21 protein-coding genes are annotated in these 26407 nt (G+C 55.2%); 9 read left to right on the top strand and 12 right to left on the bottom strand.

Annotation, left to right across the window (positions count from 1 at the left end; all coding sequences use genetic code 11):
- The 5 genes from VFO10_RS29910 to VFO10_RS29890 all read left to right on the top strand — a co-directional run.
- The coding region (locus tag VFO10_RS29910; RefSeq protein WP_325145699.1) for a hypothetical protein at nt 1–1233 on the top strand (1233 nt) is incomplete at its 5' end.
- 200 nt (nt 1234–1433) lie between these two features.
- Complete coding sequence (locus VFO10_RS29905; RefSeq protein ID WP_325145698.1) at nt 1434–2828, top strand: hypothetical protein; 1395 nt, start codon at nt 1434–1436, stop codon at nt 2826–2828.
- Between the two features lie 138 nt (nt 2829–2966).
- Nucleotides 2967–4820 carry a DNA topoisomerase IV subunit B gene (locus tag VFO10_RS29900; RefSeq protein WP_325145697.1) on the top strand — a complete coding sequence of 618 codons (1854 nt, stop codon included), beginning with the start codon at nt 2967–2969 and terminating at the stop codon, nt 4818–4820.
- Nucleotides 4817–7234, top strand: a complete 2418-nt coding sequence (locus VFO10_RS29895; RefSeq protein WP_325145696.1) for a DNA gyrase/topoisomerase IV subunit A — start codon at nt 4817–4819, stop codon at nt 7232–7234. The genes VFO10_RS29900 and VFO10_RS29895 overlap by 4 nt, the downstream gene beginning before the upstream one ends.
- A gap of 776 nt (nt 7235–8010) precedes the next feature.
- Nucleotides 8011–8481 carry a response regulator gene (locus VFO10_RS29890; protein WP_325145695.1) on the top strand — a complete coding sequence of 157 codons (471 nt, stop codon included), beginning with the start codon at nt 8011–8013 and terminating at the stop codon, nt 8479–8481.
- Here VFO10_RS29890 and VFO10_RS29885 read toward each other — a convergent pair whose 3' ends face one another.
- On the bottom strand, nt 8482–9765 hold the full coding sequence (locus VFO10_RS29885) for a hypothetical protein (RefSeq protein ID WP_325145694.1): 1284 nt from the start codon (nt 9763–9765) through the stop codon (nt 8482–8484).
- A gap of 165 nt (nt 9766–9930) precedes the next feature.
- Here VFO10_RS29885 and VFO10_RS29880 point away from each other — a divergent pair, with 165 nt between their 5' ends.
- The gene (locus VFO10_RS29880; RefSeq protein WP_325145693.1) at nt 9931–10875 is read left to right on the top strand and encodes a dimethylarginine dimethylaminohydrolase family protein; all 945 of its coding nucleotides are present in this window, start codon (nt 9931–9933) and stop codon (nt 10873–10875) included.
- Here the strand turns inward: VFO10_RS29880 and VFO10_RS29875 are convergent.
- On the bottom strand, nt 10857–12134 hold the full coding sequence (locus tag VFO10_RS29875; protein WP_325145692.1) for a HAMP domain-containing sensor histidine kinase: 1278 nt from the start codon (nt 12132–12134) through the stop codon (nt 10857–10859). The genes VFO10_RS29880 and VFO10_RS29875 overlap by 19 nt on opposite strands.
- A 137-nt stretch (nt 12135–12271) precedes the next feature.
- Here VFO10_RS29875 and VFO10_RS29870 point away from each other — a divergent pair, with 137 nt between their 5' ends.
- From VFO10_RS29870 to VFO10_RS29860, 3 genes are all read left to right on the top strand, one after another.
- Nucleotides 12272–13117 (top strand): D-alanyl-D-alanine carboxypeptidase family protein, encoded by an 846-nt coding sequence (locus tag VFO10_RS29870; protein WP_325145691.1) that lies wholly within the window; start codon nt 12272–12274, stop codon nt 13115–13117.
- Between the two features lie 116 nt (nt 13118–13233).
- Nucleotides 13234–14412: an agmatine deiminase family protein gene (locus VFO10_RS29865; RefSeq protein ID WP_325145690.1), complete on the top strand. Its 1179-nt coding sequence runs from the start codon at nt 13234–13236 to the stop codon at nt 14410–14412.
- 272 nt (nt 14413–14684) lie between these two features.
- Complete coding sequence (locus tag VFO10_RS29860) at nt 14685–15158, top strand: response regulator (protein ID WP_325145689.1); 474 nt, start codon at nt 14685–14687, stop codon at nt 15156–15158.
- 7 nt (nt 15159–15165) lie between these two features.
- On the opposite strand, the gene VFO10_RS29855 is transcribed toward VFO10_RS29860, so the two are convergent.
- From VFO10_RS29855 to VFO10_RS29810, 10 genes are all read right to left on the bottom strand, one after another.
- A complete protein-coding gene (locus VFO10_RS29855; protein WP_325145688.1) occupies nt 15166–16050 on the bottom strand; it encodes a DMT family transporter in 885 nt (294 codons plus the stop codon).
- A 30-nt stretch (nt 16051–16080) separates the two neighbouring features.
- Nucleotides 16081–16758 (bottom strand): hypothetical protein, encoded by a 678-nt coding sequence (locus tag VFO10_RS29850; protein WP_325145687.1) that lies wholly within the window; start codon nt 16756–16758, stop codon nt 16081–16083.
- 159 nt (nt 16759–16917) lie between these two features.
- Nucleotides 16918–17784, bottom strand: coding sequence for a protein-glutamate O-methyltransferase CheR (locus VFO10_RS29845; RefSeq protein ID WP_325145686.1), 867 nt, complete (start codon nt 17782–17784; stop codon nt 16918–16920).
- A gap of 1 nt (nt 17785) precedes the next feature.
- Complete coding sequence (locus VFO10_RS29840) at nt 17786–18157, bottom strand: response regulator (protein WP_325145685.1); 372 nt, start codon at nt 18155–18157, stop codon at nt 17786–17788.
- 9 nt (nt 18158–18166) lie between these two features.
- Nucleotides 18167–18994: a hypothetical protein gene (locus tag VFO10_RS29835; protein WP_325145684.1), complete on the bottom strand. Its 828-nt coding sequence runs from the start codon at nt 18992–18994 to the stop codon at nt 18167–18169.
- On the bottom strand, nt 18991–19383 hold the full coding sequence (locus VFO10_RS29830; protein WP_325145683.1) for a hypothetical protein: 393 nt from the start codon (nt 19381–19383) through the stop codon (nt 18991–18993). The genes VFO10_RS29835 and VFO10_RS29830 overlap by 4 nt, the downstream gene beginning before the upstream one ends.
- Nucleotides 19383–20456 (bottom strand): chemotaxis-specific protein-glutamate methyltransferase CheB, encoded by a 1074-nt coding sequence (gene cheB / locus VFO10_RS29825; protein WP_325145682.1) that lies wholly within the window; start codon nt 20454–20456, stop codon nt 19383–19385. Before cheB ends, VFO10_RS29830 begins: the two co-directional genes overlap by 1 nt.
- 10 nt (nt 20457–20466) lie before the next feature.
- Nucleotides 20467–20925: a chemotaxis protein CheW gene (locus tag VFO10_RS29820; RefSeq protein ID WP_325145681.1), complete on the bottom strand. Its 459-nt coding sequence runs from the start codon at nt 20923–20925 to the stop codon at nt 20467–20469.
- 3 nt (nt 20926–20928) lie between these two features.
- The gene (locus tag VFO10_RS29815; protein WP_325145680.1) at nt 20929–23706 is read right to left on the bottom strand and encodes a hybrid sensor histidine kinase/response regulator; all 2778 of its coding nucleotides are present in this window, start codon (nt 23704–23706) and stop codon (nt 20929–20931) included.
- A 9-nt stretch (nt 23707–23715) separates the two neighbouring features.
- Nucleotides 23716–26277 carry a chemotaxis protein CheW gene (locus VFO10_RS29810; RefSeq protein ID WP_325145679.1) on the bottom strand — a complete coding sequence of 854 codons (2562 nt, stop codon included), beginning with the start codon at nt 26275–26277 and terminating at the stop codon, nt 23716–23718.
- Between the last annotated feature and the right edge of the window lie 130 nt (nt 26278–26407).

Here is a 26407-nt window from a genome sequence, read left to right as displayed (position 1 = left end):
GGTAAACAAGCTGCCGGCGCTGCTTTCGAGCCGCTCGCTGCCGCTGGTTACCAGACTCTTGGCGTCACTGGTACTCCCACTCTGGATACCAGCATGAAAGGCCAGTTCATCGCCAGCAGCCAGTTCCTGGCTGGTATGAAGAGCGTGATGAGCGCCGCTGCTCTTGCTAAAACAGTCGCTGTCGGTATCGCCGGTACATCTGGTGATGATACCGCCAACAACCCACTGAACCCTGTTCAGCTGGCAACTCAAATCATCGGTAACCCAGGTCAGCTCGTGCAGATCGCTGGTACTTCCACGAACCAGGCTAACACCCTCGGTCGTACCCAGCCTCTGAACGTCGCTCAGAACCCTGGTCTGGCCAAGGCCACGATCGCTAACCAGGATTCCTTGACAGGTCTTGTGAACCCAGGTTTGATCGCAACCCGCTTCGGCGGCAACGTCAACTCTTCGGTTGCGGTTGCTGACCTTGCTCACAAACTGACAGCTTCGAAGCTCGGCTCGTTCTCGGCCAAAGATCTGAACCAGCAGGTGAAAGATCTGATCGAGTGCGGTTACATGGGTGCCAAGGATCTTCTGACTCAGTTCACAGCTGATAAGTTGACCCCGACAACCGACACAGCCATCACCGGCGCTCCGTTCAACGCTATCCCAGTAGCGACTTTGACTGGTGCGACGACTGCGGCTCCGAACAGCCCATCCAGCCTTAAGGCCATCATCATGGCGAAACTTTTGTCTGACGGTCTGGCCTCGGGTGCTTCGATCGAAATGGGCGGCTATGACTACCATGGTCAAGGCCGTGCGACTCAGAACAACAAAGACTTCATGGCTGGTCAAACTGTAGGTTTGGCTCTCGAAGTTGCTCACCGCAAAGGCGCTCCACTCTTCGTGGCTGTGACCGCTGACGGTTCGACCTCTTCGGGTAACGGTACAGACTTCTCCGCTGACAACGGTTCGCATGGTTCCGCACTGATGATCGCCATCGGTCAGACCGCGATCCCAGGCACCAACATGCTCCAGATCGGTAAATATGCCGACTCCGGCGCTGTTGATACGAGCTACGCTACGGTTACCGCTGGTACCCCGGCTGCTCAGGCTCTCTGTATCGCCTATAACTATGCTGCCTTCGCAGGCCGCATGGCTCAGTTCGAATCCATCCTGGCTGCCAACGCAACGGTCAACCCGTTCAAAGGCCAGGAAGCCATGTACCAGGCTTTCGCTCCGAAAGCTTAATGATCGCGGTTTAAACAAAGGCGCCGCGTATGCGGCGCCTCTTGTCGCGCTAAGAGAAAAGTTTTGGTCTTATCCTCCTGCTGCTGTTCCCAAACTGCTGACTCCTGCTGCGCCCAAGACCTTCTTAGAGATTAAGTATCGAGGGATGAAAATTTTCCGAGACCAAGGTTTCGGTTTGACTTCAGGAGATGGGGACTCATATGAAGAAGTTTGGACTCATCCTAGTGCTGAGCAGCTTCGTGGCTGTGGGACTGACTGGCTGCGGACAGGCGCCTTCCAAGCCAAGCGGATCAACACCGAGGGCTATCACCGCAGACGACAAGGACGGCGATGGAATCGATGATGCAACGGGTCAGCCCGTGGGCAACGTCTCCAACGTTCCGATGGACGTTTCCTTGGCTTCTTTCAAGGCCAACCTTTATGAGCCTATCCTGGTGCCTTTCTGCCAGGAATGCCATGCCTCGACTTTCGTCGATACCAACATCGACAAGGCTCACCTGACCTTCCTCGAGAAATCGAAACTCAATAACTTCCCTGGCGTTGATCAATCCTTCGCGGTTGATAAGATGAAGCACGCCCACAACTGCTGGGAAGGATCGACCAAGGCCTGCGTTGATGCCATGGCGGCCAAGGTTACTCTTTGGCTGAAGGATTTGGAGGCCAATGGCTTCAAGCCCACTCCTGTCACCTATCCGAACGCCACGGGTGATATCATGCTGGCTTCTGCAGCACCTGTGACCCTGACCATTCCTCCTGAATATGCCTTTGCCGGCATCACAGGAGCAACCCTGACCGGTTATACGATGGCCACCGATGATGTCGATGGCGCCATCAAAAACTATGCAACGTCCCCAGCTGCGGCTCGTGCGGGCAACGCACCGAACGCAGCCACGCCTGCTGTTCCGTTCATCACATTCAACCTGGATGTGAAGGCGCCAGGAACCTATTTCGTCTGGGCTCGCCTCAAGACGGAAGCGGCCACCAGCAACGAGCTGTGGGTTTCGCCAACGGCCGGCGCTGCGTTCAACTCCTTTATCGCGCCTGTAACAGGCAAAGATACCTGGAAATGGGCTCAGATGTTCCAGGCGGCGGCCAACGCCACCGTGCCCACGACCACGCCTTTCACGTTCAACGTTGCAGCGGCTGGCCCCATCCAGTTGCGTGTGGCTCAGCGTGAAGGCGGAGTCAAGATCAACCAGCTCGTGATCACGACCCAGGCTTCGTTCAACGGTGATCAGTTCACCCACTCGTTCATGGACGTCGTTGTGCCTTTGAAAGTGCCCGGCGTGGAAGGTGCGAAGATCATCGCGACGGTTTGGGAAAATACACTCGAGGAAGGCAAGCGCTCCCTTGGTGTGAAAGAACTCCGTATCGATTCACCTGTGCCGCTGCATGTGAAAGGCATTCGTCCTTTGGTCAACGGTCTCTATAACCCCAGCCATAACACCTACACGCTGGTGGATACGGTAGCGGGTGGACCGGATGCAACCAAAGCGGTGATTTCGACCGGTGGTTCCACGGCTTCGACCTGGCTCGCCGATCTGAAAGTTGACAAACTTTCCTTCTCTTTCGACGCGATCGAGGTCGCCAAGTAAGCTGATCGAAAAGCAAGAATAAACACAGAAGCCGGGCAAAATGCCCGGCTTTTTGCTTTTTTCCTGGACACGCCGCCTCGCATCGGGTCATGCTTTGCACTATTTATTGTAGTGTGTGGACCTGAGACGAGGAAATGAATGGAGCAGGACTATAGCGAAGAACATATCCAATCACTCGATTGGAAGGATCATATCCGCCTGCGCCCAGGCATGTATATCGGGAAATTAGGCGATGGCAGTCAGAGCGATGATGGCATTTATATCCTGCTCAAAGAGGTCGTCGATAACTGCGTCGATGAGCACGTTATGGGGGCAGGCAGCCGGATTGAAATCCATCTGGAGCCTGACGGCGTGCGGATTCGTGACTTTGGTCGCGGTATCCCTTTGGGCAAGGTCGTGGCCTGTGTCTCGCAAATCAACACAGGTGGAAAGTATGGCTCGGGTGCCTTCAAAAAATCCGTGGGACTCAACGGAGTCGGTACCAAGGCTGTGAATGCGCTGTCTGAAGAATTTTGGATCGCTTCAAGACGGCAGGGCGAAGGTGTCAAAGCAACCTTTTCCCGCGGCGTTTTGGTGAAGGAAGAGAAGTTCAAAGACCCGAAGGCACCGGATGGAACCGAGGTGTTCTTTCGGCCGGACAGCACGATCTTCAAAAACTACGCGTTTGACCGCGAAATTGTGGAGCAGATGCTCTGGAACTACGCCTGGTTGAACGGGGGGCTTGAGGTCGTTTTGAATGGCCAGGTTTTCGCGTCGAAGGACGGTCTCCTGGATCTTCTGAAGCAGAAAACCGCGCTCGTGGAACTCCGTTATCCCATCATTCAGTTGCGTGGGCCCGACATCGAAGTGGCCCTGAGCCACGGCGAGCAGTATGGCGAGGAGCACTATTCCTTCGTCAACGGCCAGCATACGACGATGGGCGGAACGCATCAGGCGGCCCTGCGCGAGGGTCTCGTGCGTGCGGTGCGCGAATTCTATAAAAAGGATTACGACGCGGCCGATGTCCGCGGTGGTTTGATCGCGTCGATCGCCATCCGCATCGACAATCCGGTCTTCGAATCGCAGACCAAAACCAAACTGGGTTCGCAGACCCTTGGTGACGACGGACCGAGTCTGAAGTCCTGGATCATCGACTTCCTGCGCACGCAGCTCGACAATTACCTGCATATGAATTCCGAAACCGCGCAGGCCCTGCAGAAAAAAATCCTGCAGTCCGAGCGGGAACGCAAAGAGATGCAGGGGATCAAAAAGCTCGCCAATGAACGGGCGAAGAAGGCCAACGTCTTCAACAAAAAACTGCGGGATTGCCGCACGCATCGCCTGAGCCGCGATGCCGATGCCCAGCTGTCGACGCTCTTCATCACCGAGGGTGATTCGGCCAGCGGGTCCTTGACGAAGGCGCGGGATGTGAAACTCCAGGCTGTCTTCAGTCTGCGCGGCAAACCGCTCAACTGCTTTGGGATGACCAAAAAAGTCGTTTATGAGAATGAAGAGTTCAACCTTCTGCAGCACGCCCTTGATATCGAGGACGGCATCGAGAATCTCCGTTATCAGCGCATCGTGCTCGCCACCGATGCCGACGTCGACGGGATGCATATCCGTCTTCTTCTGATGACCTTCTTCCTCCAGTTCTTTCCCGAACTGGTGAAGGCCGGACATCTTTTCATCCTGAAAACGCCGCTCTTCCGCGTGCGCACGCCGAAGGCCCTGCGCTACTGCTATGATGAGAAGGAAAAGAACAAGGCCCTTCAGGCATTGGGCGCCAAGTCTGAAATCACGCGTTTCAAAGGCCTTGGTGAAATCTCGCCGGATGAGTTCGGCCAGTTCATCGGCTCGGAAATGCGGCTGGAGCCCGTCCGTCTTTCGCAGAAGGCGGCGATCCAGGAAATCCTGAGCTACTTCATGGGAAAAAACACACAGGAGCGCCAGCGCTTCATCATCGACAATCTGCGTACGGAAGAACCTCTGAGCGTTCTGGAGCAAGCTGAATGAGAACGGAAACGGGCCCAGCCCATGTGGAAGATTTATACGAGTCCTGGTTTTTGGACTACGCCTCGTATGTGATTTTGGATCGGGCGGTGCCGCACATCAAGGACGGTCTGAAACCCGTGCAAAGGCGCATCCTCTATGCGCTTTGGGAATTGGATGACGGTCGCTTGAACAAAGCCGCCAACGTTATCGGCCACACGATGCGCTATCACCCGCATGGTGATATGGCGATCGAGGACGCGCTGGTCAAGATCGCGCAAAAAGATCTTTTGATTGATATGCAGGGTAACTGGGGCAACATCTTCACCGGCGACCGCGCAGCGGCTCCACGTTATATCGAAGCGCGCCTTTCGGCCCTTGGAAAGGAAATTCTCTTTCACGAGGACCTGACCGAGTGGCAGGCGTCTTATGATGGGCGCAACCGGGAGCCTGTGCATCTGCCGGTGAAATTCCCGCTGCTTTTGGCTTTGGGTGTGGAAGGGATCGCGGTTGGACTTCAGACCAAGATCCTGCCGCATAATTTCGCGGAGCTTTGCGATGTGGCTGTGCTGCATTTGCAGAATAAACCCTGGACTCTGATGCCGGACTTCCCCTCGGGTGGCCTGGCCGATTTCAGCGGCTATTCGGAAGGTCGTCGCGGCGGTCGCGTGCGGGTTCGTGCGCGGATTCGCATCGTCGATGCCCGGACGCTGCAGATCAGCGATCTGCCTTTCGGCACGACGACGGTGAGTTTGATCGAATCCATCCTGGCCGCGCATGACAAGAGCAAGATCAAGATCAAGCGCGTCGAGGACAACACGGGGCATGAAGTCGATATCCGCGTGCATCTGCCGACCGGCGTCTCGGCCGAGCAGACTTTGGAAGCGCTTTATGCCTTCACCGACTGTGAAATCAGCATTTCGGTGAACTGCTGCGTGATCCAGGATGAAAAGCCCGCGTTTTTAAGCACGCGCGATCTGCTCGTCGATTCGGTGGAACGCACCCGCGAACTCCTGAAGCGCGAGCTGGAGCTGACCCGCGATACGCTTTTGAAAAGGATTCATAAGGCGACCCTGGAGCAGCTTTTCATCGAGCAGAAGATCTATAGAAAGCTTGAAGGCGCGACGTCCTGGGAAGAGGCCCTGCCCATCCTGCAGAAGGCTTTCAAACCGCATCTGAAAGCGATCGTCACCCCGGTCACCGATGATGATCTGGAAGCGCTTTTGGAAATCCGCTTCAAGCGTTTGACCAAATACGATACCGAGCAGGCGAATAAAGTCCTGGATAAACTCCAGACCGAGCTGAAGGAAGCCGAAGCGCATCTGAAGCAGCTCACCGCCTATACCATCAGCTGGTACAAATCGCTGAAGCAGCGCTTCGGCAAAAACCTGAAGCGTCGCACGGAAATCGCCACCTTTGGTGAAGTCAGCGCGCGTGAAGTGGTTCTTGCGAACCAGAAGCTCTACGTCAATCGTCAGGAAGGTTTCCTGGGAACCGGCCTGAAAAAAGACGAGTTCCTGACCGATTGCTCGGACCTGGATGAGGTTCTGGCTGTTCGGCGGAATGGACAGGGGATGCTGGTCAAGGTCAGCGATAAGAGTTTCGTGGGCGAAGATCTTTTCTTTGTCAGCATCCTGCCACCGACCAGCGGCACCAATGTGCTGCACATCGTCTATCGCGAGCAGGAGGATGGCCCTGTGCTCGCCAAGGCTGTGCGCTTGAGCGGCTGGTCGCGGGATAAGAGCTATGAGCTGGCCAAGGGCATCCATTCGGTGCTGTTTGCTCAGATCTGGCCGGAAGGAGCGGATGCCTTTGTGGAAGTAAGCCTGAGCACGGAAAAACAGCCTTTGCTTTACAACCTGGGCAAACTACCCAGCGAAACTCGCAACAGTCGCGGTCGCGTCCTGACTCTCCGTGCGGTCAAGTCGGTGGCCCGAGCGCAGACACCCAAGCTCACCCTGCAGCTCAGTTATGATGCCAAAACCCAGAAGCTAGGTGAGAATGTTGGAGGGAAAGCCATCGGCGCGTTTGCGGCCGATACCCGGCTTCTGGCTGTGACGCAGGAAGGTCATCTGCGGGTGTTTACCGCTTCGTTCTTGCAAAAACTTCCGGGTCCCCTCCATAGTTGTTTGCCTTTGCCGCAGGATGCTGTCCTGAGTGTGATCAGTCGACGTCGCAGCGATGAACTCATACTCGTTCGTCGTCTGAAAACAGAGGATTGGGGTGATGGCAGCGAGTTCCAGCTGAGCGAATTGCGCGATCACAGCATCGTCGGTCTCAGTTTCGCGGATGATCCTTTGATCCGTTTGACGTTCAAGGGCGAGCAGGGTCCACCTGAAATCATCGCTCTTTCGGATTGGGCGTCCTGCAAGGCCGCTCACGCTTCTCCCACGCGTATCGCGCGACCTGGGCTTGATGCTGTTATGCTTTTGACTTGAAAAAGATGGGGCTGCGGCCCCAAGAAAGTGCGTGGAAGCGAGCTGAGCCCGTCTCATGCGAGGCGCGGATTCCTAGGAGCTGAGACGGGACCTTCAAGCTGAGAAAAGCTCAGCGCACCCGAGATACTCAACATGGTCAGTTGATGTTATCACGATGAACTTTTATTGCTTACGTCGGCTCAAGGCGAAAGAAGGGATGATGGCAGCGAATTCCAGCTGAGCCGATGACGCGATCAGTTTTGTAGATGATCCTTTAAGGGGCTTCGGCCCCTTTTTTAACGCCCGATTCATCCGTAAAAATCTGCAGCTGGGCCTGCCTTTCCATGGGAATCCTCCGCTTTGAAAAAGAGAATTGGCAGGCGCGAGGAAAAGTCTTAAATTGCGTGCAGAGACCAAGCATTTTGTCTGCTGTTAACTCTGACTCCCAGGAGTCACGAGAGACGCGCACGCTCGGAAATTTTCTGGGCTTTGCTGAGATGCAAGCGATTGCGAAGATCGCATAAAGCAAAATGCTGGTTGATCAGTCGTGAAATATCTTGAATGATCAATGCAAAGACAGACGCCATTTTTTTTAGAAGCTGGACGCCTGCAGGCCGCCCTCACGCATCAACACCTGGTCGCCTGGCCAGGATTCGATTGCTGGGATTGGAACCTGGACGAAGTGTGCTGGCAGTCGTACACTTCCTTAACCTTGTGTGCGAACGTCTGCTGCCCAGCAGACGAGATTTTGTTGGGATTCGGTGTTTGATGGGTTCCAGGACCCGGGAGAGACGGATATGAAAGCACTCCAGGATGAAAGCAACCGACGTCCGGCACGCATGGCCGCTTCTGACCAGAGCCTGCTGAATCTGAAAGGCGTCAAAGTTCTCTTTGTGGACGATGCGCCCGATAATCGCGAATTGGTGGTGCGTATGCTGGCTCTGGTCGAAGCGGAAGTGGAACTGGCCTGCAATGGAGTGGAAGGTGTTGAAAAGGGTCTGAAGGGCGATTTCAACGTGATTTTAATGGATATCCAGATGCCCGAGATGGATGGTTACGAAGCCACGACGCGTCTGCGGAACTCGGGCTTTAAAAATCCCATCCTGGCTGTGACGGCCCACACGCGCAAAGAGAATCTGGAGCGTTGCCTGAAAGTCGGCTGTGATGATTTTGTTTGCAAGCCTATCAATCGGATTCTTCTCATCCAAAAGATCAAAGAGCACATGGCCCAGGCCGTGATGCTGCCGAAAACGGCCGCGAAGGCTTGATTAAAGCTTGAAGGTCCAGCTCAGAAGTATGTTCTCGGTCGTCGCTTCCACCCTTTGATTGGCTGTGGTACCCGCCACGATTTGCGCGGTGCCCCTTCCATCCTGCCTGACAAAGCCCAGATGCAGATCAAAACTCTTCGTGATGATGGATGTGCCAATCGTCTTGCCCAAATAATCCAGGTGTGCAGTTTGATTGGTGCCATCACCCTGAATCTCGGGGAAGGTCGAGTTGTTGGTGAAAACGCCAAGCATCAAACGCCAATTGGTGAATCCCGTTTCCAAACCCAAGGCATAATTCCAGGTGCCCAGCCGATCCGGTGATCCATTATCCACCGCGACCGGAGCGGAATAGGAAAGATCCGTACTGACCAGAAAACCAGGGGCCGGATGAAACGCGAGTCCCAGGCGATAGATGGTGGGAATGATCTCGGTATCGACTTCGTAGTCATCGCTCGTGTAATTGACCACATCAGGCACGGTGTTGGCGACGGCATGCGTCACGGAATTGAAATTCAGGCTGCCCTTGTTCAGCACCGGCTCCCCGACCCGCACGCTGGCACCGAGGCTGACGCTGTCGCCGCGATACTGAATGCCGGCATTGCCATGGAATCCCTGATTGGACACGCGGACCTTGGATTCCTGAACCAGGACCTGGCCGCCGTTGAAGGTCACCTGCTGATAATCCATGGCTTCGATGCTGCGATCATAATAGAAGCTCGCGAGACCGATCGACCAGGATTTGCCGAGGCTGAAGGCGACGCTGGCACCGAAGAGGTCATAGGAATTGCTTTCCTGATGAATCCGCGTGAAGTCGCGGGCCTGGCCATCCTCGTTGGAAATATCGTAAAAATAGTCATCCTGATTGATGTTGCGCTTGTCGAGCGTGGCGATCACATAGCCGAGCGTGATCCATTTTTTGTGAAAGACGCCGCCTGCGAAACCACCGAAGAGCGTGTTCGAGGTTTCGGTGAAATCCTGACCCTTCACGGCTTCCTTGAAGACGACCTCGCTGCGGTTGGTGGACCATGTGTTCAGGGAAACCTGATTCTGCGTTCCCTGCACGATCCCGGCCGGATTATAGAAAAGTCCCGATGGGTCATTGGAAAGCGCCGTGTAAGCCCCGCCCAGCATGGCCGCGCGTCCACCAGGCAGGACCAGTCGGTCAAAGGATTGATGCTGTCTTGCCAGATCCGCTCGGGCGATGCTCGGAAGGCTGCCAAGCGCCAAAGTCATGACAGGAAGGGATTTCGCGATTTTGATCGGACGGAATCGGGGCATCACCACACAGACCTCATGGGTGTTCGTCTCTTACTTTTCGGAACTTGTGTGTAAATTCTGAGGACCTTGTTAACGCCTTTGTGGCGCGATTTTGAATTTTCTTGCAAGATATTCGAAATTTTTGGATAAAGACCAAGAGCTGTTAAACTAAATTTGAAACAGAGTGAATCCATGGAACGATGTTTGATCGATCGCAGTGGTGGATGCTTGCGTCCTGCAGACCAGTATCCTGAGATGGTTCAGGGCCGATCCCATTTTTTTGTGAAGCCCGATGGGTTCGATCTGGTGGCGGCGATCAATGCTCACATGCGCGATGAACAGGGCGAGCTGCGAAAAGTGGACAAGGAAAGAGCCCGGCAGCAGTGGAAGAAACTGCTCGACGTCTATCAGCAGCTGGGACTGAAAACCACGATCATGGACTGCCGCCCCGAATGCCCCGATATGGTCTTCTGCGCGAATCAGACATTTCCCTTCCTGGACAAGGCCGGACAGCCTTCCGTTATTTTGAGCAACATGTGGGATGAAACCCGGCATCTGGAGGTCGCGTCCCTGGCGTCGCAGCTGGAACGCCTCGGCGTTCGCGTGCATGCGCTGCCGGCGCGTCGGGCCGAGACTCTTTTTGAAGGCATGGGGGACGCGCTTTGGGTGCCTGGCCGTCGGCTTATATGCGGCGGCTATGGCTTCCGAACGGATGCGCGCATCTATGAAACGATCCATGAGCTGACGGGAACGCCCATCGTTCTTTTTGAGCTGAAGCATCCCAAGTTCTATCATCTCGATACCTGTCTCAGTCTTTTGGATGCACGCACGGTGCTGGCCTGCCGCGAGGGTTTCACCCAGGAAGGCTGGAGCGTTTTGGAACGCCTCTTCCCGCGTATCATCGAAGTGCCGCTGCATGAAGCCGACGCCCCCCGATTTGCCTGCAATGCGCACTGCCCTGATCAGCAGCACGTGATCCTGCAGGAAGGTTCCACTGAAACCTGCCGCATGCTGCGGAGCTATGGTTTCACGCCGATCGAAGTCGCGACCGATGAATTCATCAAGTCCGGGGGATCCGTTTTCTGCATGAAGATGCAAAGCCCTTGGAATAGCTGGCCTCAGGAAGCCTTGGGATAAAGCAGCTCTTCGCTCGCAACGGGCAGCATGAGAATGAAAGTTGTGCCGCTGGCCCCGCGGGCGTCATCGCCCTGCCGACTCGTGGCATGAAGACTGCCGCCGAATGCTTCCGCGACATGCCGCGCCAAAGGCAGGCCAAAGCCGGTGCCGGTCTCGCCTTCGGTGCCGGGCCGACTGGTCGAACGGAAGTCGTCGAAGATATGCGGCATAAGGTCTTTGGGAATTCCCATGCCCTGATCCCGCACCTCGATCCGCATGAAGTCATGAGCACGCGTCACCACCACATCAATGATACTGCCGACGGGTGAAAATTTTATGGCGTTCGAAACGAGGTTGCTCAGCACTTCGTTCAGAAGCATCACCGGCTCAGCTCGCACCATCACGCCCTGCAAAGCAGAGGGCAGGTCGATGCGCAGGGTTTGCTTTTTAAGGTCCAGGCGCGCCTCGAACACAAAGCGCAGCTTGTCGAAAACCTGGGGCAGGCTCACGGGACTGGTTTCTATCCTCAGTTTGCCGGCCTTGGCCGCCTGAATCTGCCGGACCTTATGCAGGATATCGGTGATCAGTTCGGAAGCGCGGGCAATGCGGCGCAAAGCATTGGTATGCGCGGGGCTGGCCTCCTGCACCAGGAGCAGCTCGGCATGCCCTGTTATGAGCGTCAGAGGATTGGCTATATCATGCGTGACTATGTTCAGAAGGTTATCGAGCTTGCGGGTCTGATCCGCCACGACCATGGCGTTCTTTTGCAAAAAGAAATAGGACATGAAGCTGATCATCAGCGTGAAGCAGCAAAGGGATATGACGAGGTAGAAGGCATCGGGGATAAGGACGTCATAGACGCCGGGGATGAAGCCGCGTAAAGCCAGCACCAGAAGCGAGACCAGGGCCAGAACCGTTCCGAATACGATCCCACGGAAGCGCAGAAGAAGCCCCCCAGCCAGAGGCAGGATACCGATCCAGTAGGTCACAGGCCCTTCCGCGCCGCCCACGAAGGCAATGGCCAGAGTCATGGTGAAGGCGCCCTGGGAAATGAGGTAATAAGCGGCCATGCGGGTATTTTTTTTGCGACGGAGCAAATACAAAACCGGCAGATTGTTACCCGCGGTCAGCACCAATCCCAGCCCTAGCGCCAGAGCCCCATAAAACGCGATCATGACGCTGAAGATCAGCGTGATGATAATAGCGCCCAGGGTATAGAAGGCGATGATACGCCGCTCCAGATCCTGCTGGTTCAAGAGATTTTTCCAGCCCACGTGCATAGTCTGTCCTCTGATCCTGCTTCGGCGTTTCTTCCCAAAAGTTAAGAATTTTAGGAATGCCGGACTCAAGTTTTTTTTACGGCTTCCGAACCAGAGTGCAGTGCGAAGGGTCGGTTTTTGGTATAAGGGTTGATGTCATGCAACGCCGCGAAATATTTAAAGGTTTTGCTCTCGCCCTGGGCGTGGTGGCCACGCGGCCCTTGGCGGCATCTTTTTCCCAAGAAAATTCAGAGGATAAAGTTCAGCCCCCGCTGGATCCGAACCTTCAAAAGCGCATGCAGCAGAAGATCGAAAACTTCGACACCGACTTTCCTGATGATATCTATCTGACGCCTGAAAAATTCAAACTCCTGAAACAGGTTCAATCGCGACTGGCGCGCGCGCAGGAGGCGATAGGTTTTGCTCGATTCAATCTGCTCAGCTTTGACGAACTCCTGAAGTCTGCAGCCAACATGTCTCAGATTGGCCCTTTCGCGACGGACGAGATGAGCTTCGTCGAAGAAATATTTTTCTATGATGCGCGCAATTATGGTTTTTACGGTGAGAAGGTCACGGATAAACTGACCGCGCGCTTTGATGAAAAGGATGCCGTGAAGATTCCTGGCTCCGGTCATTATATCTTCAGAGGCCGTCCCGAGGCTCTTTATCAGGAAATCGTGCGGGATGTCGGCAGCGACATCGTGCTGACATCCGGCATACGCTCGGTCGTCAAACAATTGCATCTTTTTTTAAGCAAGGCCATCGCGTGTCAGGGCAACCTTTCCCGGGCTTCGCGTTCGCTGGCACCTCCAGGCCACTCCTATCATGGCATTAGCGACTTCGATGTGGGCAAACTCGGTTGGGGTTATCGCAACTTCACCGATCACTTTGCGAAGAGTGACGTCTTCAAACGCCTCATTGATCTCGGTTATGTCGATATCCGCTATACGCCGAACAATAGCTACGGTGTTCGTTTCGAGCCCTGGCACATTAAGGTAGGCTGATTTTTATTCAGTAAAAACGCATATCCTTTTCTGCTGGTTAAATTCGACGAAATTGTATCCTGGACTCCGCTTCTATAAAAGGGGAGATGGTTATTCCATCTTTCAAGGAGTCCTTCATGAATTTCAAGCCTGTGAGCTTAAGCCTGCTGACACTGACTTTGGTGGCAACTGCCTGTGGCACTGGTGCCAAGTCGAAACTCGATGGACATTATGAAGACGCGTCTGCGTCCAGCATGTCCGCTTATCGGGATCAGCAGGTTGTTCCTGCCGAATACGCAAAAGCAGATGGCGTCATCGTTTCCTCGGAGCTGCTGAGCAGCTATGGTCGCGAAGATCTGGTCAAAGCCATCGTGGATGCGGGCGCGAAAAAAGTCTGGATCACGGTGAACCGTGGCTCGGGAGCGACAGTGCAGTCTCCAGCCTTCAGTCGTTTGCGCCAGGTCCTGGGCAAGGACGTGAGCAAGCTGTCCATCGTGGAGCAGAAGGACTCGGGTCAGGTGACCGTTTGGGCTCGTGACTGGTCGCCACTGGGGGCCATCACTTCGGATAACGAACTCCGCCTCCTCGATTTCAATTATTATCCGCGTCGTCCTGCTGATGATGCCACCAGCCGTTCATTCGCTGGACTGACGGGCACGCCGCGCGTCAGCGTTCCCGTTTATAACGAAGGTGGCAACTTCATGAACAACATGCGCGGCGAGTGCATGATGACAACCCGTGTTACGGATGCCAATGCTGACGTCTTCAAAGCCGGTGATATTGTGTTGGATGCCGAAGACATCAAACAATATTATGGCAGCTTCGCTGGCTGTGCGAAGACCTTTATCTTCCCCCGCATGCCAAGCGAAGGCACGGGGCACATCGATATGTGGGGCAAGTTCCTGAACGATGATACCGTCATCGTCGGTCAGATCAGCGACGAAACGCTGTCGTATGCAAGCAGCAGCAATCGGAGCCTCGCGCTGCGCATTCAGGAGTTCCTGGACGCGCGCGCAGCGGATATCGCGGATCTCGGTTACAAAGTGGTGCGCATCCCGATGCCAGTTCCCAGCGCAGACCTTTACCGCTCGTACACCAACTCGCTGCTTCTCAACGGAACCGCGATCATCCCCCAGTACGTGAGCAGCAGCGGCCGCAGCTACGCGGACCAAAGCCTTCTCAAGAGCTATGAAGCCGAGGTTCGCCGCGTTTACGGATCGCTCGGTTACAAAGTCGTCTTCATTCCCAGTGATGGGATGATCGCGACCGGCGGCGCTGTGCACTGCGTGACCATGCAGATACCCGCTGTTCTTTAATTTTCCCCTATCAACTCTATAAAGATGGGAGGACCTTTTGGTCCTCCCACTTCACATTCCCGCTAAAACTGCCGCAAAAACCAGCCCTTTTTGGCCTAAATCCATGTTTGAAAGGAAGAATTGCGTTCGCACTTTGCTCATGGCGATCATTTCCCATAATCTCCACTACCAAGCTCGCGTCGCTTTTTGTTGAAAAGAATTGTGCAGGTTGATAGCCGAGGAGGAGCTGCCTTCAATGGGGCTTCTGACAGGCCAGAGAAAGGAAAATGACGATGTACATTCAAACCATGGGATGTGAAACAACATCTCTGCAGAGACAAACCGGGGTGTGGGATAGTCGCTACTTCAGCCAACTGCAGAAACCGTTTTCATCGCCGCGCCGCATGGTCTTGATTGATGATGATCCGAGTTTCTTGGCCATCATGCAGCGTTTGGCGGACATGGAAGGGATCCCGCTCGACTGCTATGAAAATATCGAAGACCTTGGTGTCATTGACCTCTTCAAGAAATATGATGTGGCGATCCTGGACTACGATCTGGGCGACCAGAACGCAGTGGATATCTCGCTCTACCTGAATTGTTTCGTGAAGGAACTGCCTACGCTGATCATCAGCGCCAAGGACCGCAGCCAGGAGTGTAAAGAGCTTCCCCGCTGCGTGAAATCCGTCTTGCGGAAGTCCGCAGGCTACCGCTACATCCTGGAGCTGGCGGTGAGGCTCAGTCAGAACGAAGAAAACTTGATGTGAAAAAGTTTTAGCCGGCCAGAGTGATGAGCGCTGCTCCGCTCATGGCCAGGCAAATCGCGATCACTTTCGAACGGGTCAGCTTTTCCTTTAAAAAAAGGATCGCAAAGATCAGCGTGAAAATGGTCGAAGTCTGATTGAGCAAAGCCGCCACGGACGCCTGCAGATACTTATAGCCCGCCACCCAAAGAATAATCGACAGATAAGCACTCAGAATACAGCCAGCAAGCAGCGTTGCCTTGTGCGGTGCGGTGAAGAACTCGCGGAATCGCGCGCGACGATCACCGATGGCGCCGAAAATCAAAGACGACCCGGCGACACCCGCCGTCATGCGAATCGTCACGAGGGAAATCAGGCTTGTGCTGCCGAAGAGGGGCTTGACGAGAATGATGCCAAGGGCGATCAGAAAGAGGCCCAGAGCCATCAGAAGTATACCGCGGCCTCGCTCTTTCGGAGCTTCGCTATCATCGGCCAGCGCAGGCGGAGGCGAGACGAAGAGCAGCGAGGCCACGATCAAGGCTCCGCCAATGAACATGGTCATCGTGGGTTTCTCGCCAAGGAACAGAACCGAAAGAATAATGACGAAAGGCGCGAAGAGACATTCCAGTATACCGACATGCGACGCGTGCAGATGCTGCATGGCGCGCAGCACGAAACCATCGGCGACCCCGATCCCCAAAAAGCCGCTGAGCAGCAAAAGAGCGGTTTCCCGGGCCGGAGGCACCTGCACCCCACCATCCACCACCCAGGCGGTGATAAGCAAAAGAATGAGGCCAATAACGTTCTTGCCGAGGTTCAGAGCCAGAGGGTGAATCCGCGCGCCGGATTTTTTCATAAGGATGATCGACAGCGACCATACCATGGCGCAGGTGATGGCGAGCACGTTGCCTAGCATGTAAGTGAGCCTTTCTGACGAGACCGGGGATCAGCGTTGTTCCATAAGATCGAGGAAGTCTTCAACGGTCCAGTTGCTTTGATTGATATTGATACGAAATGGTTTATTGAGGTGTTCACCCAGCAGCTGGCGAAATTCAGCCTGGTTCATGAAGCGTTCGTTGAATTCCTCGGGCAGGGGCAGGGCTATCTGACCCAGGTCGGAGGCGACGTAAACCATCGGCCGAACCCTTTGGATGCCGCAGATCTGCTGCCGAAAATGTTCGAAGGGCTGCGTTTCCGACTGCACCACGGCTTCAGGGGCGTCGGCATAATGAATGCGGTGATAGGTGAGCGTCTCGGCATCAATCTTTTCGATTTCAAAGAGGTCGTATTCCATACCGAGGAAGGCGAGCAGGCTTAAACGCAGAATCCAGACCGTATCGGCCTTGATAGCCTCGCGCTCGATACCATTCAGCCAGGTGTGGTTATTCAGGATCGCTTCCCAATCCATGGCGCGCAGATAGCGGCACTCCAGTTCTTCGTCCTCGGCCATGGCCGCCGCTTCGCTGGCCTCCGCCACGGGCGCCTGATACTCGCGCGCTTCAGCCGCGAATTCCTCGATGAACGCGGGGTGGGCGATCATGCGGCTTGCGCGAAACTTATAATAGCCGTAGCTGGCTCCTGCCAGTGTACTGACGAAGATCGCAATCCATAGGATGAGGCGCATGGGAATCCTTTAAGGATACAGGACGGGCCAAAAGAGGCACATGGCCTTGTACTATAACGAAATCCCGGGGATTGTCCAGATGGGCCCTTGATACGCTTGAATGGCTGTATTAAGGCTCTGGCGCCGGAGGGCCGGCGCGTGCGGGTGCGGTGCCTCCCTTCAGGCCACGGCGGTTCGGGCGCGGGCGGCGGGAGCCAACTTATAGGTGGTGGCATCGCCAACCACGTTCAGCACGTAAATTTCCGGTAGATTCGTGATGGCTTCAGCACAGCCCAGGATCAGAATTCCGTCCTCGGTCAGATGCTGCGACAGCTTCTTCAGGATCTCCCGACGGTTCTCGGGATCCTGATAAATCAGGACATTCCGACACAGAATAAGGTCGAATTGCGGGCGAGGCAGGCGCCAGGCCGGGGCCAGCAGATTGAAAGGCTTGAACTCAATATGGGACCGGAGCTGGGCCTTGATCTGCCAGCGAATGTCGACGGCGTTTTCGCGGTTATCCAGTTTTTCAAAATAGCGGACGAGGTTCACGGCGCTCAAACCCCGCTGGACCTCGACCTGGGTATAGATGCCGTCCTGGGCTTTCTTCAGCACGCGCTGGGAGTAGTCGGTAGCGAGAATGCGATAGGATGCATCCTTCTTCAAAAGCCGATAGTTTTCCAACTCCATGGCCAGGGAATAGGGTTCCTGCCCGGTACTGCAGGCCACGCTCCAGATCTGGAGCGTGCGGCCGCTCTTGGTTTCGAAGAAGGGCTTCATCACGTGCGCAAAGAGCGACTGGAACACCTTGGGGTCACGGAAAAAAGAGGTTTCATTGTTGGTGGCCTGGTCGTGGAGCTGGGCCAGGAGGTCGGCGCGCCGCTCGGTGATGACGCCGCGGATGAAGGCATCCAGCGTCATGGTATTCTGCTGCAGAATATGTTCGATCCGCGTTTCCAGCTGATAAAAATTGCTTTCCTTGAAGACGATGCCCGTCTCGTGCAGGATCAGGTCGGCAAAGATCTTGAGCGTTTCCTTGGCGATCATGTCAGGCCACCTTTCTCCCCAGGACCATCTCGATTTTTTCAAAAAGGATGTCCCGATCGAAGGGCTTCATAACATATTCAACGGCTCCGCGTTCGATGGCCTTGGTGATATAGCTGGGATCATTCTTGGAGGTGACCATCATGATGGGAGTCGTGCAGCCGGCCGTCAGGAGTTTATCGAGACTGCCGTAGCCATCAAGCACCGGCATCTCCCAATCCAGGAGGATGATGTCAAAGCCATTGGGCTGCTTCTGCCACTGATCGAAGGCGTCCTGACCGTCCTGCGCATGCACGAGCTGATGCGCGGTCCCTGCAAAGAGGGATTTCATAAAGGCATGAACCGATTTGGAATCGTCAGCTATGAGGATATGCATACAGGACTCCTAGGAAGGCAAGTGGCGTTCGAGCGCCTTAAAAGCTTTCAAATAATTCTGACGGGACTGGGCGTTCTGCCAGAAATCCCGTTCGGACCCACTGATTTCAATAAAACGCTGAAGCTCCCAGAGCACATCCAGCGTGCTGATCAGAACGCGGCCGATCGTTTGTGCGATGGTTTCGTTCCAGTTCAGCTGCTGCATATTGATGCGCTCCACGAGCAGGGCAGCGCGTTCACACAGATGGCGCGAAACCTCCATGCGCGCGAAGCCGGCGGCGGCGGTCAGCTGATGCAGCATGTCCTCCAGCTGACGCGAGTGGGCACCGTCCTGAGTCAGCTGAAAGCCCGTGAGCGAAGGCAGCTGATTGATCGCGCGCTCCAGTTCCTCTTTGAACTGCGAACTGAAAAAGTTCAGATACTGCTTTTTGGTTTCGCCATGCACTTCGGGGAAGTGGAATTCAAAGCCCGTGGCATCCGGCAGCTGCTCCTGGGATTTTTGATAGCGGACTAAAAGCTGCGAAAGATTCTTGAGTTCCACGCCCTGATCAACCAGGATCTGCCCGATCGGGCGCCTTTGATTCTTCAGCGCCTGGGTGATCTGCTCGGCCTTTTGACTGTCGACCAGCTTCATGCGATGCAGCATCTCGGGCAGGGTCGTATGCTGCTCGGCAGCCTCCAGCACGGCATCGACCAGTCGATCCGGGGCCACAAGTTTCTGGTCCAGGCAGATGCGGATGGGCGAGGCGAGTTCCTCGGATTGCTTGACGAGCGCTTCCACCAGCTGCTGGGTCGTGACCAGTTTCTCGTCCAAAAGAATGTTGCCAAAGAAGGTCATGCCGCTTCTCCTGATTCATCCTTTTGAACGTGCGCATGGGTCGCGAGAAATTCATCCATGGCGGCGATCAGATCCTGCGGGCTGATGAGCTGGCGTTCCAGGAGGATATGAAAGATGGACTGATGCGATTCCGCGAGGATGTCCGCGAGCGAGGATTCCAGACTGTCCGTCCAAACGCCGAGGGCCTTGCAGCTGGCCTCGAAAGAAATTTTCTGCTCGGCCTGGTGGGCGAAGACCTTCAGCATGGTTTCATGATCGAGCATTTTATGATCGAGCATCAGCCGCGGAAGAGTCGGCGTCATGCGCCGCAGCTGATCAACGGCATCCAGGAAAACCACCGGATCAAGGTTTTTGTGATCGATCAAATAGCGGCAAAAGGCGACGGACATCAGGCAGCCCTCCCAAGGGTTCGCGCCAGGAGTTGTTCCATCTCTTCCAGCGTGCAGACCCTGTCATAGGCACCCAGGCGGAAGACAGCGCCGGGCATGCCCCAGACGGCGGAACTGGCTTCATCCTGGATCAGTATCATGCCGCGTTTATCTTTAATCTGCTTGCAACCGGCCATTCCATCCTGGCCCATGCCGGTGAGGATGATGCCGAGCAATTTATGACCGTAAATATCCGCCGCGCTTTCAAAGAGAACATCCACCGCCGGACGCACCGAATGGCGCTTTTCCTTCTGATCGAGAATCGTCAGTACCTGATCGCCGCGATTTTTCAGCGAGAGATGATAATCACCAGGAGCCACATAGATGCGATTGGGCTGCACCACTTCCTGATGCTGCGCTTCCGCCGCGGGAATACCGAGCATTTCCGTAATATTGTCCGCCAGCGATTTGGTGAAAAGAGGCGGCATGTGCTGGGCAATGAAAAGAGGAAAGGGCAAAGGCGGCCTCAGGCTCCGCATCACAGCCTTCAAGGCAGCCGGTCCGCCGGTGGAAGCGCCGATGACCACAGCATCGGGCTTTATCAGCTCACTATTCGTCCGCAGGTCGGGCTGCATGGGCTGACGCCTTTGATCCAAAGGCTTGGACGCTGATGCGGAAGCTGGTTTTTTCTGCAGCTTCTGGCAGAGCTCCGTGATGCGCGGCAGAAGATCCTGACGAATCAGCTGCTGCGCCTCTTCCAGATTCAAAACCTGGGTCGGCTTGGTGAAAAAATCCAGGGCGCCAAGGTCCATGGCCTTGATCGTGGCTTCGGCACCACGGGAGGATAGAGCCGAGAAAACCAGGACCGCCGGACGCCTGGGAAGATTCCGCATGGCGCGCAGCGTGTCGAGACCATTCATCTCGGGCATTTCGAGGTCGAGCGTCATGATATCGAAAGAAGACGCTTCCAGACGCTGCAAAGCGAGTTTGCCGTTGGAAGCCAGGACGATTTCCGTGATCGCCGGGATCTGCTCCGCAATCGCCTTGATCTGGCTGCGAAACACGACCGAGTCATCAACTATCAGCATCCGCATGGCGTCGTCCTTAAGCAGCTTTGCCGCCGGTTTGGTTCAGAACTTCGGTGACCTTGTCGAGGTCGATCACACTCAGCAGCTGACTTTGCATTTTGAAAACACCGGACAGGAACTTCCTTGTTGATTCGGGTATGGTGGCCGGCACGGTTTCATAGTCCTGCATCGTGACTTCAATCACATCACCGATCTGATCGACCTGAAACGCCATCAGAAAGCCATCGACGCGGCAGACCATATTGAAGGCCTCGGCCACGCCCTGGTCCTTGAGAGCAAAGAGCTCGCGCAGTCCGATCGCAGTGGCCACCTGACCGCGCAGGTTGATCAGGCCGCGGACGTGAACGGGCGCCAGCGGCACCGGAGTCAGGTCCATGGGTTTGACGATTTCCTGAACCCGGGTCACATCGAAGGCGAACCAGCGGCTTCCCAGGAAAAAAGTGCTGAGCTGGACTTTGTTTTGTTTTGTGCTCATCGTTCAAGCCCCCTGGCGCGAAAGTATGCTCTGGACAACATCGACCAGATGCTCTTCATTGAGCTTTTCGAGATAGGCGACAAAGCCCACCTTTTCCCCATGATCAATATCCGCCTGCCGATAGCGGGTGGTGACCGCGATCAAAGGCAGGCGACTCAGCGTTGGCGTCGCGCGAATCTTCTGGGCGAGGCCGAAACCATCAAGGATCGGCATTTCAATATCAGATATGACGAGGCTGAAGGCCCCGGGGGCCGCTTCCAGAATGTCCAGGGCCTCCTGTCCATTCTGGGCGGTGCGCACAAGGTAACCGGCATCGGTCAGGAGCCTTTCCATATGCTTGCGGAAAAAGTCCGAATCCTCGACCACCAAAAGCTGATGGGTGGTGCCAGCCGCTGCCTTTCCATGCTGATCCTGAAGATTCAAGGAATCGCGGATCACGCGGTAGGCGTCGAGTACGGTATAGATGCGATTTTTGAAGATGAGCGTGCCATGAATCGCATGATGAATCTTCAAACTATCGTCGATATTGCCATCCATCCCGACGATGTCGACGATCCGGCGAACCTGGAGGCCCACGAGCCTGTCATAGATCTGCAGGACGATCACGGGGCACACGGCATCCGGCGGATCTTTCAGCGACTTGAGAGTATAGTCCTTCAGCTCGGGGGAAAGGTCCTGGTAGTAGTCCGCAAGCGAGACTATGGGCAGAAGCTTATCCCGGTACTGAACGAGCTTTCTATGGCCGGCATATTCAAAGCGGGAGTTCTTGAATTCCTCCAGACGATTCACGATGCTCATGGGCATAACGTAAAGGCCCTGATCGCCCATATCAAAGACGATGTAATCCAGGACCGTGTGACCGCGCTGCTGAGTCTGGGCGGAATCCAGGGTTTTCCGACTATCCGCGCCGCTCGCCAGCTGGGTTTTTTCGGCGATGCCGCCGACGTCAAGAGCCAGGGCCACCGAGCCATCACCAAGGACCGTGGCGCCGACATAGATGCCGACGTTTTTCAAGAACATGGGAATCGGTTTGACGACGATGTCCGCGTTATCCTCGATCTCATCGACGATGATGCCAAAGGATGAGGAGCCGGATTTCAAAACGACGATGCTCGCCATATCCTCATCGAACATGAGGGACTTGGCCGAACGCAGCGGGGGAACAGACAGAAACTCCTGCAGGTCGACGAGAGGCAGAAGCTGACCGCGCAGACGATAGACCGGCCTGTCATGAATATATTCCAGGCGCTGGCCCTCTCCGCTTTTGCTGACGCGCAGGACCTCCAGGAGTTTCACCTGGGGAATGGCCAACCGTATGCCGCCGGAGCGGATGATCAAAGCCGGGACGATGGCGAGGGTCAACGGAATTTTCAGAAGGATCCTTGTACCCTGATCCTGCACCGAATCAAGTTCGATGACGCCACCGATCTTTTCGATATTGGTCTTCACCACATCCATGCCGACCCCGCGGCCTGAGATGCTGGACACCTGATCCGCTGTGGAAAAACCGGCGGCGAAGATCAGCTGCCAGGCTTCCGGGTCGCTCATCAGTCGGCCTTCCTCGGCCGTGATGATGCCTTTTTCCAAGGCTTTTTCGATGATTTTCTTGCGATTGAGACCACGCCCATCATCGGAAATCTCGATCACGACCTGGCCGCCTTCATGATAGGACCGGACCGTGATGGTGCCATGCTCGGGTTTGTGCTGCGCGAGGCGATCGGCAGGCAGTTCAATCCCGTGATCGGCGGAATTTCTGATTATGTGGGTCAGGGGATCCTTGACGGCCTCGATCAAAGCCTTGTCGAGTTCCGTTTCCGTGCCTTCCAATTTCAATTCGATCTTCTTGTTCAGATCGCGGGACAGGTCCCGGATCATGCGATTGAATTTGGATAGGATGCTGCCGATCGGCTGCATGCGGGTTTTCATGACCTCGTTCTGGATCTCCGAGGTCACGGCATTGATCTTCTGACTCAGACGGGATAGCTCAGGATTCTGCCGCGCATGAACGCTCGAATAGCGCAGCATCTGATTGCGGACGAGGACGAGTTCGCCGGCGAGGTTCATCAGCTTATCCAGAACCGTGACCTGAACGCGGATGGTATCCTGATTCTCGGCCGCAGCAGGAGCAGCCGGGCGTTCGTCCGCAGGCTTTGCGCTCTTTTGGATTGCGGGCGCAGGAGTCCGTGCGGGTGCCTTGGACAGCGGTTCCACCCCAGCCACAGGGGGCGAGGCCGGAGCGTTTCCCTTGGTGGACGCAACGCGCACGGGAGCCGGGATCGGTTTGGTCATTTCCGCCAGCTCCTCGGGCATCAGCTGCACGGGCGTTTCCTTCGGCAGGATTTCATAGTCCGCGAATTCATCACGCAGGAGCCTGAGGGGCGTATGATATTTCCGGGTCAGCGTGTCCACGAGCCGGGGAATATACTGCTGCACTTCCTTTTGAAAATCACCCTCGCGCCTGTCCTTTTTCACGGTTTCGAGGATGTGATGAATATGATCAAGGCCTTTCAAAATCAAATCGACGAGGTCGCTGCTCAGCTGCAGCCGGCCTTTGCGCACAGGATCCAGCGTGGCTTCCATGGCGTGGGCCAGGGTGCCGATCTGATTGAAGCCAAAGAGCTGGGCTGAACCTTTTATGGTGTGAATATCCCGATAGATCGAACTGTACTTGTCCGGGCTCGGACCTGTTCGTTCAATGTCGGTCAACGTCACCGAAACGCGTTCCAGCATCTCGCTGCACTCGTTGATAAACTCCTGGATGGCTTCATCCATTAACTGCATCAAGACTCCTTAAAACAGACCCCAACCCTGCTCAGCTTTCACGGCGGCCTGTTGAACAGCAGAAGCTTCCGCCGCGTGCGGTTGCTCCAATCCGAGCAGCTGATATAGATTCAGTATCGTTAAAACCTTGTTCTGATCAATCAGGCTGCCGCGAATGCAGGGCCCAAGATCGAGACTCGTATCCACGGTTTCCGTCGTGCTGATGATGTCCTGGATGCGGCTCACTAAAAGAGCGTAGTACTGGTCCTTCAGCTGGCAGATGATGGACGGGACCTTTTCATTCTCCAAAAGCCCCTTGTCCGCATTGAGCTTCATGGCCTTTTCAATGATCAGAAGCGGCATTACACGGTCACGATAGATCATGGTCAGGCGGCCACCCACATGCGTGAACTGCCGAGGATCAAGATCCTCCAGCCGAAACACATCCGCCAGCGGCAGGGCATAGCGCCCCGAGACGCCCAGCTGGAAAACGATATAATCCGTGCGTGGGGCTTCGATCGAAGCCGCGCTCGCTTCGGTCGCCTTGTCTTCATCATGGCTGAGGCCCAGTTTGTCGGCGACCCCTTGGGTGTCGATAATCAAACCCACCTGGCCATTATCGAGGAAGGTGGACCCCATGAAGATTTCCGAGCGAACCTGAGGAGCGAGCCGTTTCACAACGACTTCCTCCGCATCCTCGATCGCATCGACTAAAATTCCATAGATGAGGCCTTCCGTGCGAACCAGGACGATACTCCATTCCTGATCCGTTTCCTGATGAGAGGCTTTCTTGTTCTGAATGAGGGCATTCAGATCGATCAGCTGATAAAGATCATCGCCCTGATGCAAAAACTCCACATCGCCCATGCTCTTGATCCGCTCCTTGCGCTTTTGCGCATCGAGCCTGACAAGCCGGACGATGTGATCCTGAGGGATGCTGAACTGCTGGCCGCCGGCCCTGACGCGCAGCGAATGAATGATAAGAACTGACTTGGGAATGGGCAGTCGCAGCGTGAAGGTGGTGCCCTTGCCGCGAATCGAATCGACATCGACCCGGCCGCCGACGGATTCAATCGAAGTCTTGACCATATCCATGCCGACCCCGCGTCCGCTGACATCCGTGACGACAGCGGCGGTGCTGAATCCGGCTTCGAAGATAATCCTGAAGATCTGCTTGTCGCTCATGCGATCCAATTCGGACTGGGTGAAGAGTCCGCGTTCCAAAGCGCGAGCGGCGACCATGTCCGTGCGAATACCGCGGCCGTCGTCGGCGATGGTGATGACGATCTCCTCGGCGAGCTCGACCGCCTGAAGGGTGATCACACCGCGTTCAGCCTTGCCGTTGCTCAGGCGTTCCCCCGGACCTTCCAGGCCATGATCCGCGGAATTCCGCAAAAGATGGATGAGCGAATGCTTCAGCACGTTGGCGAGCTTGGTGTCGATCCTAAGGTTGTCCTCGACGACCCGCAGCTCCATGTCCTTTTGCAGACTGATGGATAGATCACGCACGGTCCTGTGGTAACCTTTGACGATGGATTGCAGCGAGACTTTGCGCAGCTCGGTGATCTTGCTCTGCATCGAGCTGTTGATCTTATGCATCTCCTCAAGGTACTCGGCGAGCAGCGAGACATCCTTGTTGCCAGGCACTTCATTCTGCAGCGAACGAACCAGTTTATTGACGCTGTTCCGGATCACCGTGATTTCGCCGGACAGTTCCATGAACTCATCCAGGATGCGGGTCGGCATGCGGATGGACTCGTCACCTTCGACGGCGACCTTGTGAATCTCGTCCCGACGATCGTGATCCTTGTGAAGGCCGGAAAGCTCGATCCCGGACAGGTTGAACTCCTGCGTCCACTCCTCGGGCTGGATGGGAATATAGCGATTCGCTTCCAGGCCCTTCAGGGCTTTGGAAAGAAAATCATAGCCTTTCAGTAGTTTTGAGGCGATGCTGGGCGTAATGGTGAGGTGCTGACCCTTCAGTTTCGTCAGCAGATCCTCATAAATATGTAGGAAACGAGTGAACTCGGGCCAGTCCAGAACACCGGAGCCGCCTTTGATGGTATGGACAATGCGGAAGATATTGAGAATGGAATCGGAATCTTGACTGCGACTTTCCAGGCCCAAAACCAGGGATTCGAATTCCTCGAGCAGGTCAAAGGCCTCTTCGATGAACGTTCTGCGAAGAGATCTTTTCTCCAGAAGATTCTGCTGCCGCTCGCTCATGCCCTGGTTCAGCATGCGCTCGAACTGGTCCAGATCATAAGGCTTGTCGACGAAAGCGCTGACCTTGGTCGCAAGGCCGTGGCGGAGCATGGCTTCATCAATGAAGCCCGAATAGATGATGAAGGGGATGTCCTGGTAACGGGGCAGCATCAAGGCGCGAAATTGAAGCCCATTGATGTCTCCCATTTCAAAATCCGACACAACAACGATAATATTATTATATTCAGATCGAATGAATTCCATGGCGTCGGTGGGATCGGTGACGCATATAGCTTCGTAGCCCAGGCTCTGGGTATAATCCGTAAGGGGCTCGATCGCACTGGGCTGATCGTCGACGAAGAGTACGATGAATTTTGATTCTTTCATGAAAGCTCCTTACGGCCTTCAAAGCTTGCATGCTCAGTAGGAGTTTTCGGTTTTTTGCACAGGATTCTGAGCCCTGGATTTTGGTCGGGTTATGAATAAAACTGGAAAAAGTCTTTAACTCAAGGGCGTT

This window comes from Oligoflexus sp., assembly GCF_035712445.1.
GTDB lineage: Bacteria > Bdellovibrionota_B > Oligoflexia > Oligoflexales > Oligoflexaceae > Oligoflexus.
Note: the sequence above shows the minus strand (reverse complement) of the source record. Positions and strands in the feature narration are given on the sequence as shown.

Coding starts and splice junctions, on each gene's coding strand:
- VFO10_RS29870 (WP_325145691.1), top strand. CDS start 12,272: ATGCAACGCCGCGAAATATTTAAAGGTTTTGCTCTCGCCCTGGGCGTG.
- VFO10_RS29895 (WP_325145696.1), top strand. CDS start 4,817: ATGAGAACGGAAACGGGCCCAGCCCATGTGGAAGATTTATACGAGTCC.
- VFO10_RS29840 (WP_325145685.1), bottom strand. CDS start 18,157: ATGCATATCCTCATAGCTGACGATTCCAAATCGGTTCATGCCTTTATG.
- VFO10_RS29880 (WP_325145693.1), top strand. CDS start 9,931: ATGGAACGATGTTTGATCGATCGCAGTGGTGGATGCTTGCGTCCTGCA.
- VFO10_RS29890 (WP_325145695.1), top strand. CDS start 8,011: ATGAAAGCACTCCAGGATGAAAGCAACCGACGTCCGGCACGCATGGCC.
- VFO10_RS29835 (WP_325145684.1), bottom strand. CDS start 18,994: ATGACCTTCTTTGGCAACATTCTTTTGGACGAGAAACTGGTCACGACC.
- VFO10_RS29810 (WP_325145679.1), bottom strand. CDS start 26,277: ATGAAAGAATCAAAATTCATCGTACTCTTCGTCGACGATCAGCCCAGT.
- VFO10_RS29820 (WP_325145681.1), bottom strand. CDS start 20,925: ATGAGCACAAAACAAAACAAAGTCCAGCTCAGCACTTTTTTCCTGGGA.
- VFO10_RS29865 (WP_325145690.1), top strand. CDS start 13,234: ATGAATTTCAAGCCTGTGAGCTTAAGCCTGCTGACACTGACTTTGGTG.
- VFO10_RS29875 (WP_325145692.1), bottom strand. CDS start 12,134: ATGCACGTGGGCTGGAAAAATCTCTTGAACCAGCAGGATCTGGAGCGG.
- VFO10_RS29905 (WP_325145698.1), top strand. CDS start 1,434: ATGAAGAAGTTTGGACTCATCCTAGTGCTGAGCAGCTTCGTGGCTGTG.
- VFO10_RS29855 (WP_325145688.1), bottom strand. CDS start 16,050: ATGCTAGGCAACGTGCTCGCCATCACCTGCGCCATGGTATGGTCGCTG.
- VFO10_RS29850 (WP_325145687.1), bottom strand. CDS start 16,758: ATGCGCCTCATCCTATGGATTGCGATCTTCGTCAGTACACTGGCAGGA.
- VFO10_RS29845 (WP_325145686.1), bottom strand. CDS start 17,784: ATGATCGCCAAGGAAACGCTCAAGATCTTTGCCGACCTGATCCTGCAC.
- VFO10_RS29815 (WP_325145680.1), bottom strand. CDS start 23,706: ATGCAGTTAATGGATGAAGCCATCCAGGAGTTTATCAACGAGTGCAGC.
- VFO10_RS29860 (WP_325145689.1), top strand. CDS start 14,685: ATGTACATTCAAACCATGGGATGTGAAACAACATCTCTGCAGAGACAA.
- VFO10_RS29900 (WP_325145697.1), top strand. CDS start 2,967: ATGGAGCAGGACTATAGCGAAGAACATATCCAATCACTCGATTGGAAG.
- VFO10_RS29830 (WP_325145683.1), bottom strand. CDS start 19,383: ATGTCCGTCGCCTTTTGCCGCTATTTGATCGATCACAAAAACCTTGAT.
- cheB (WP_325145682.1), bottom strand. CDS start 20,456: ATGCGGATGCTGATAGTTGATGACTCGGTCGTGTTTCGCAGCCAGATC.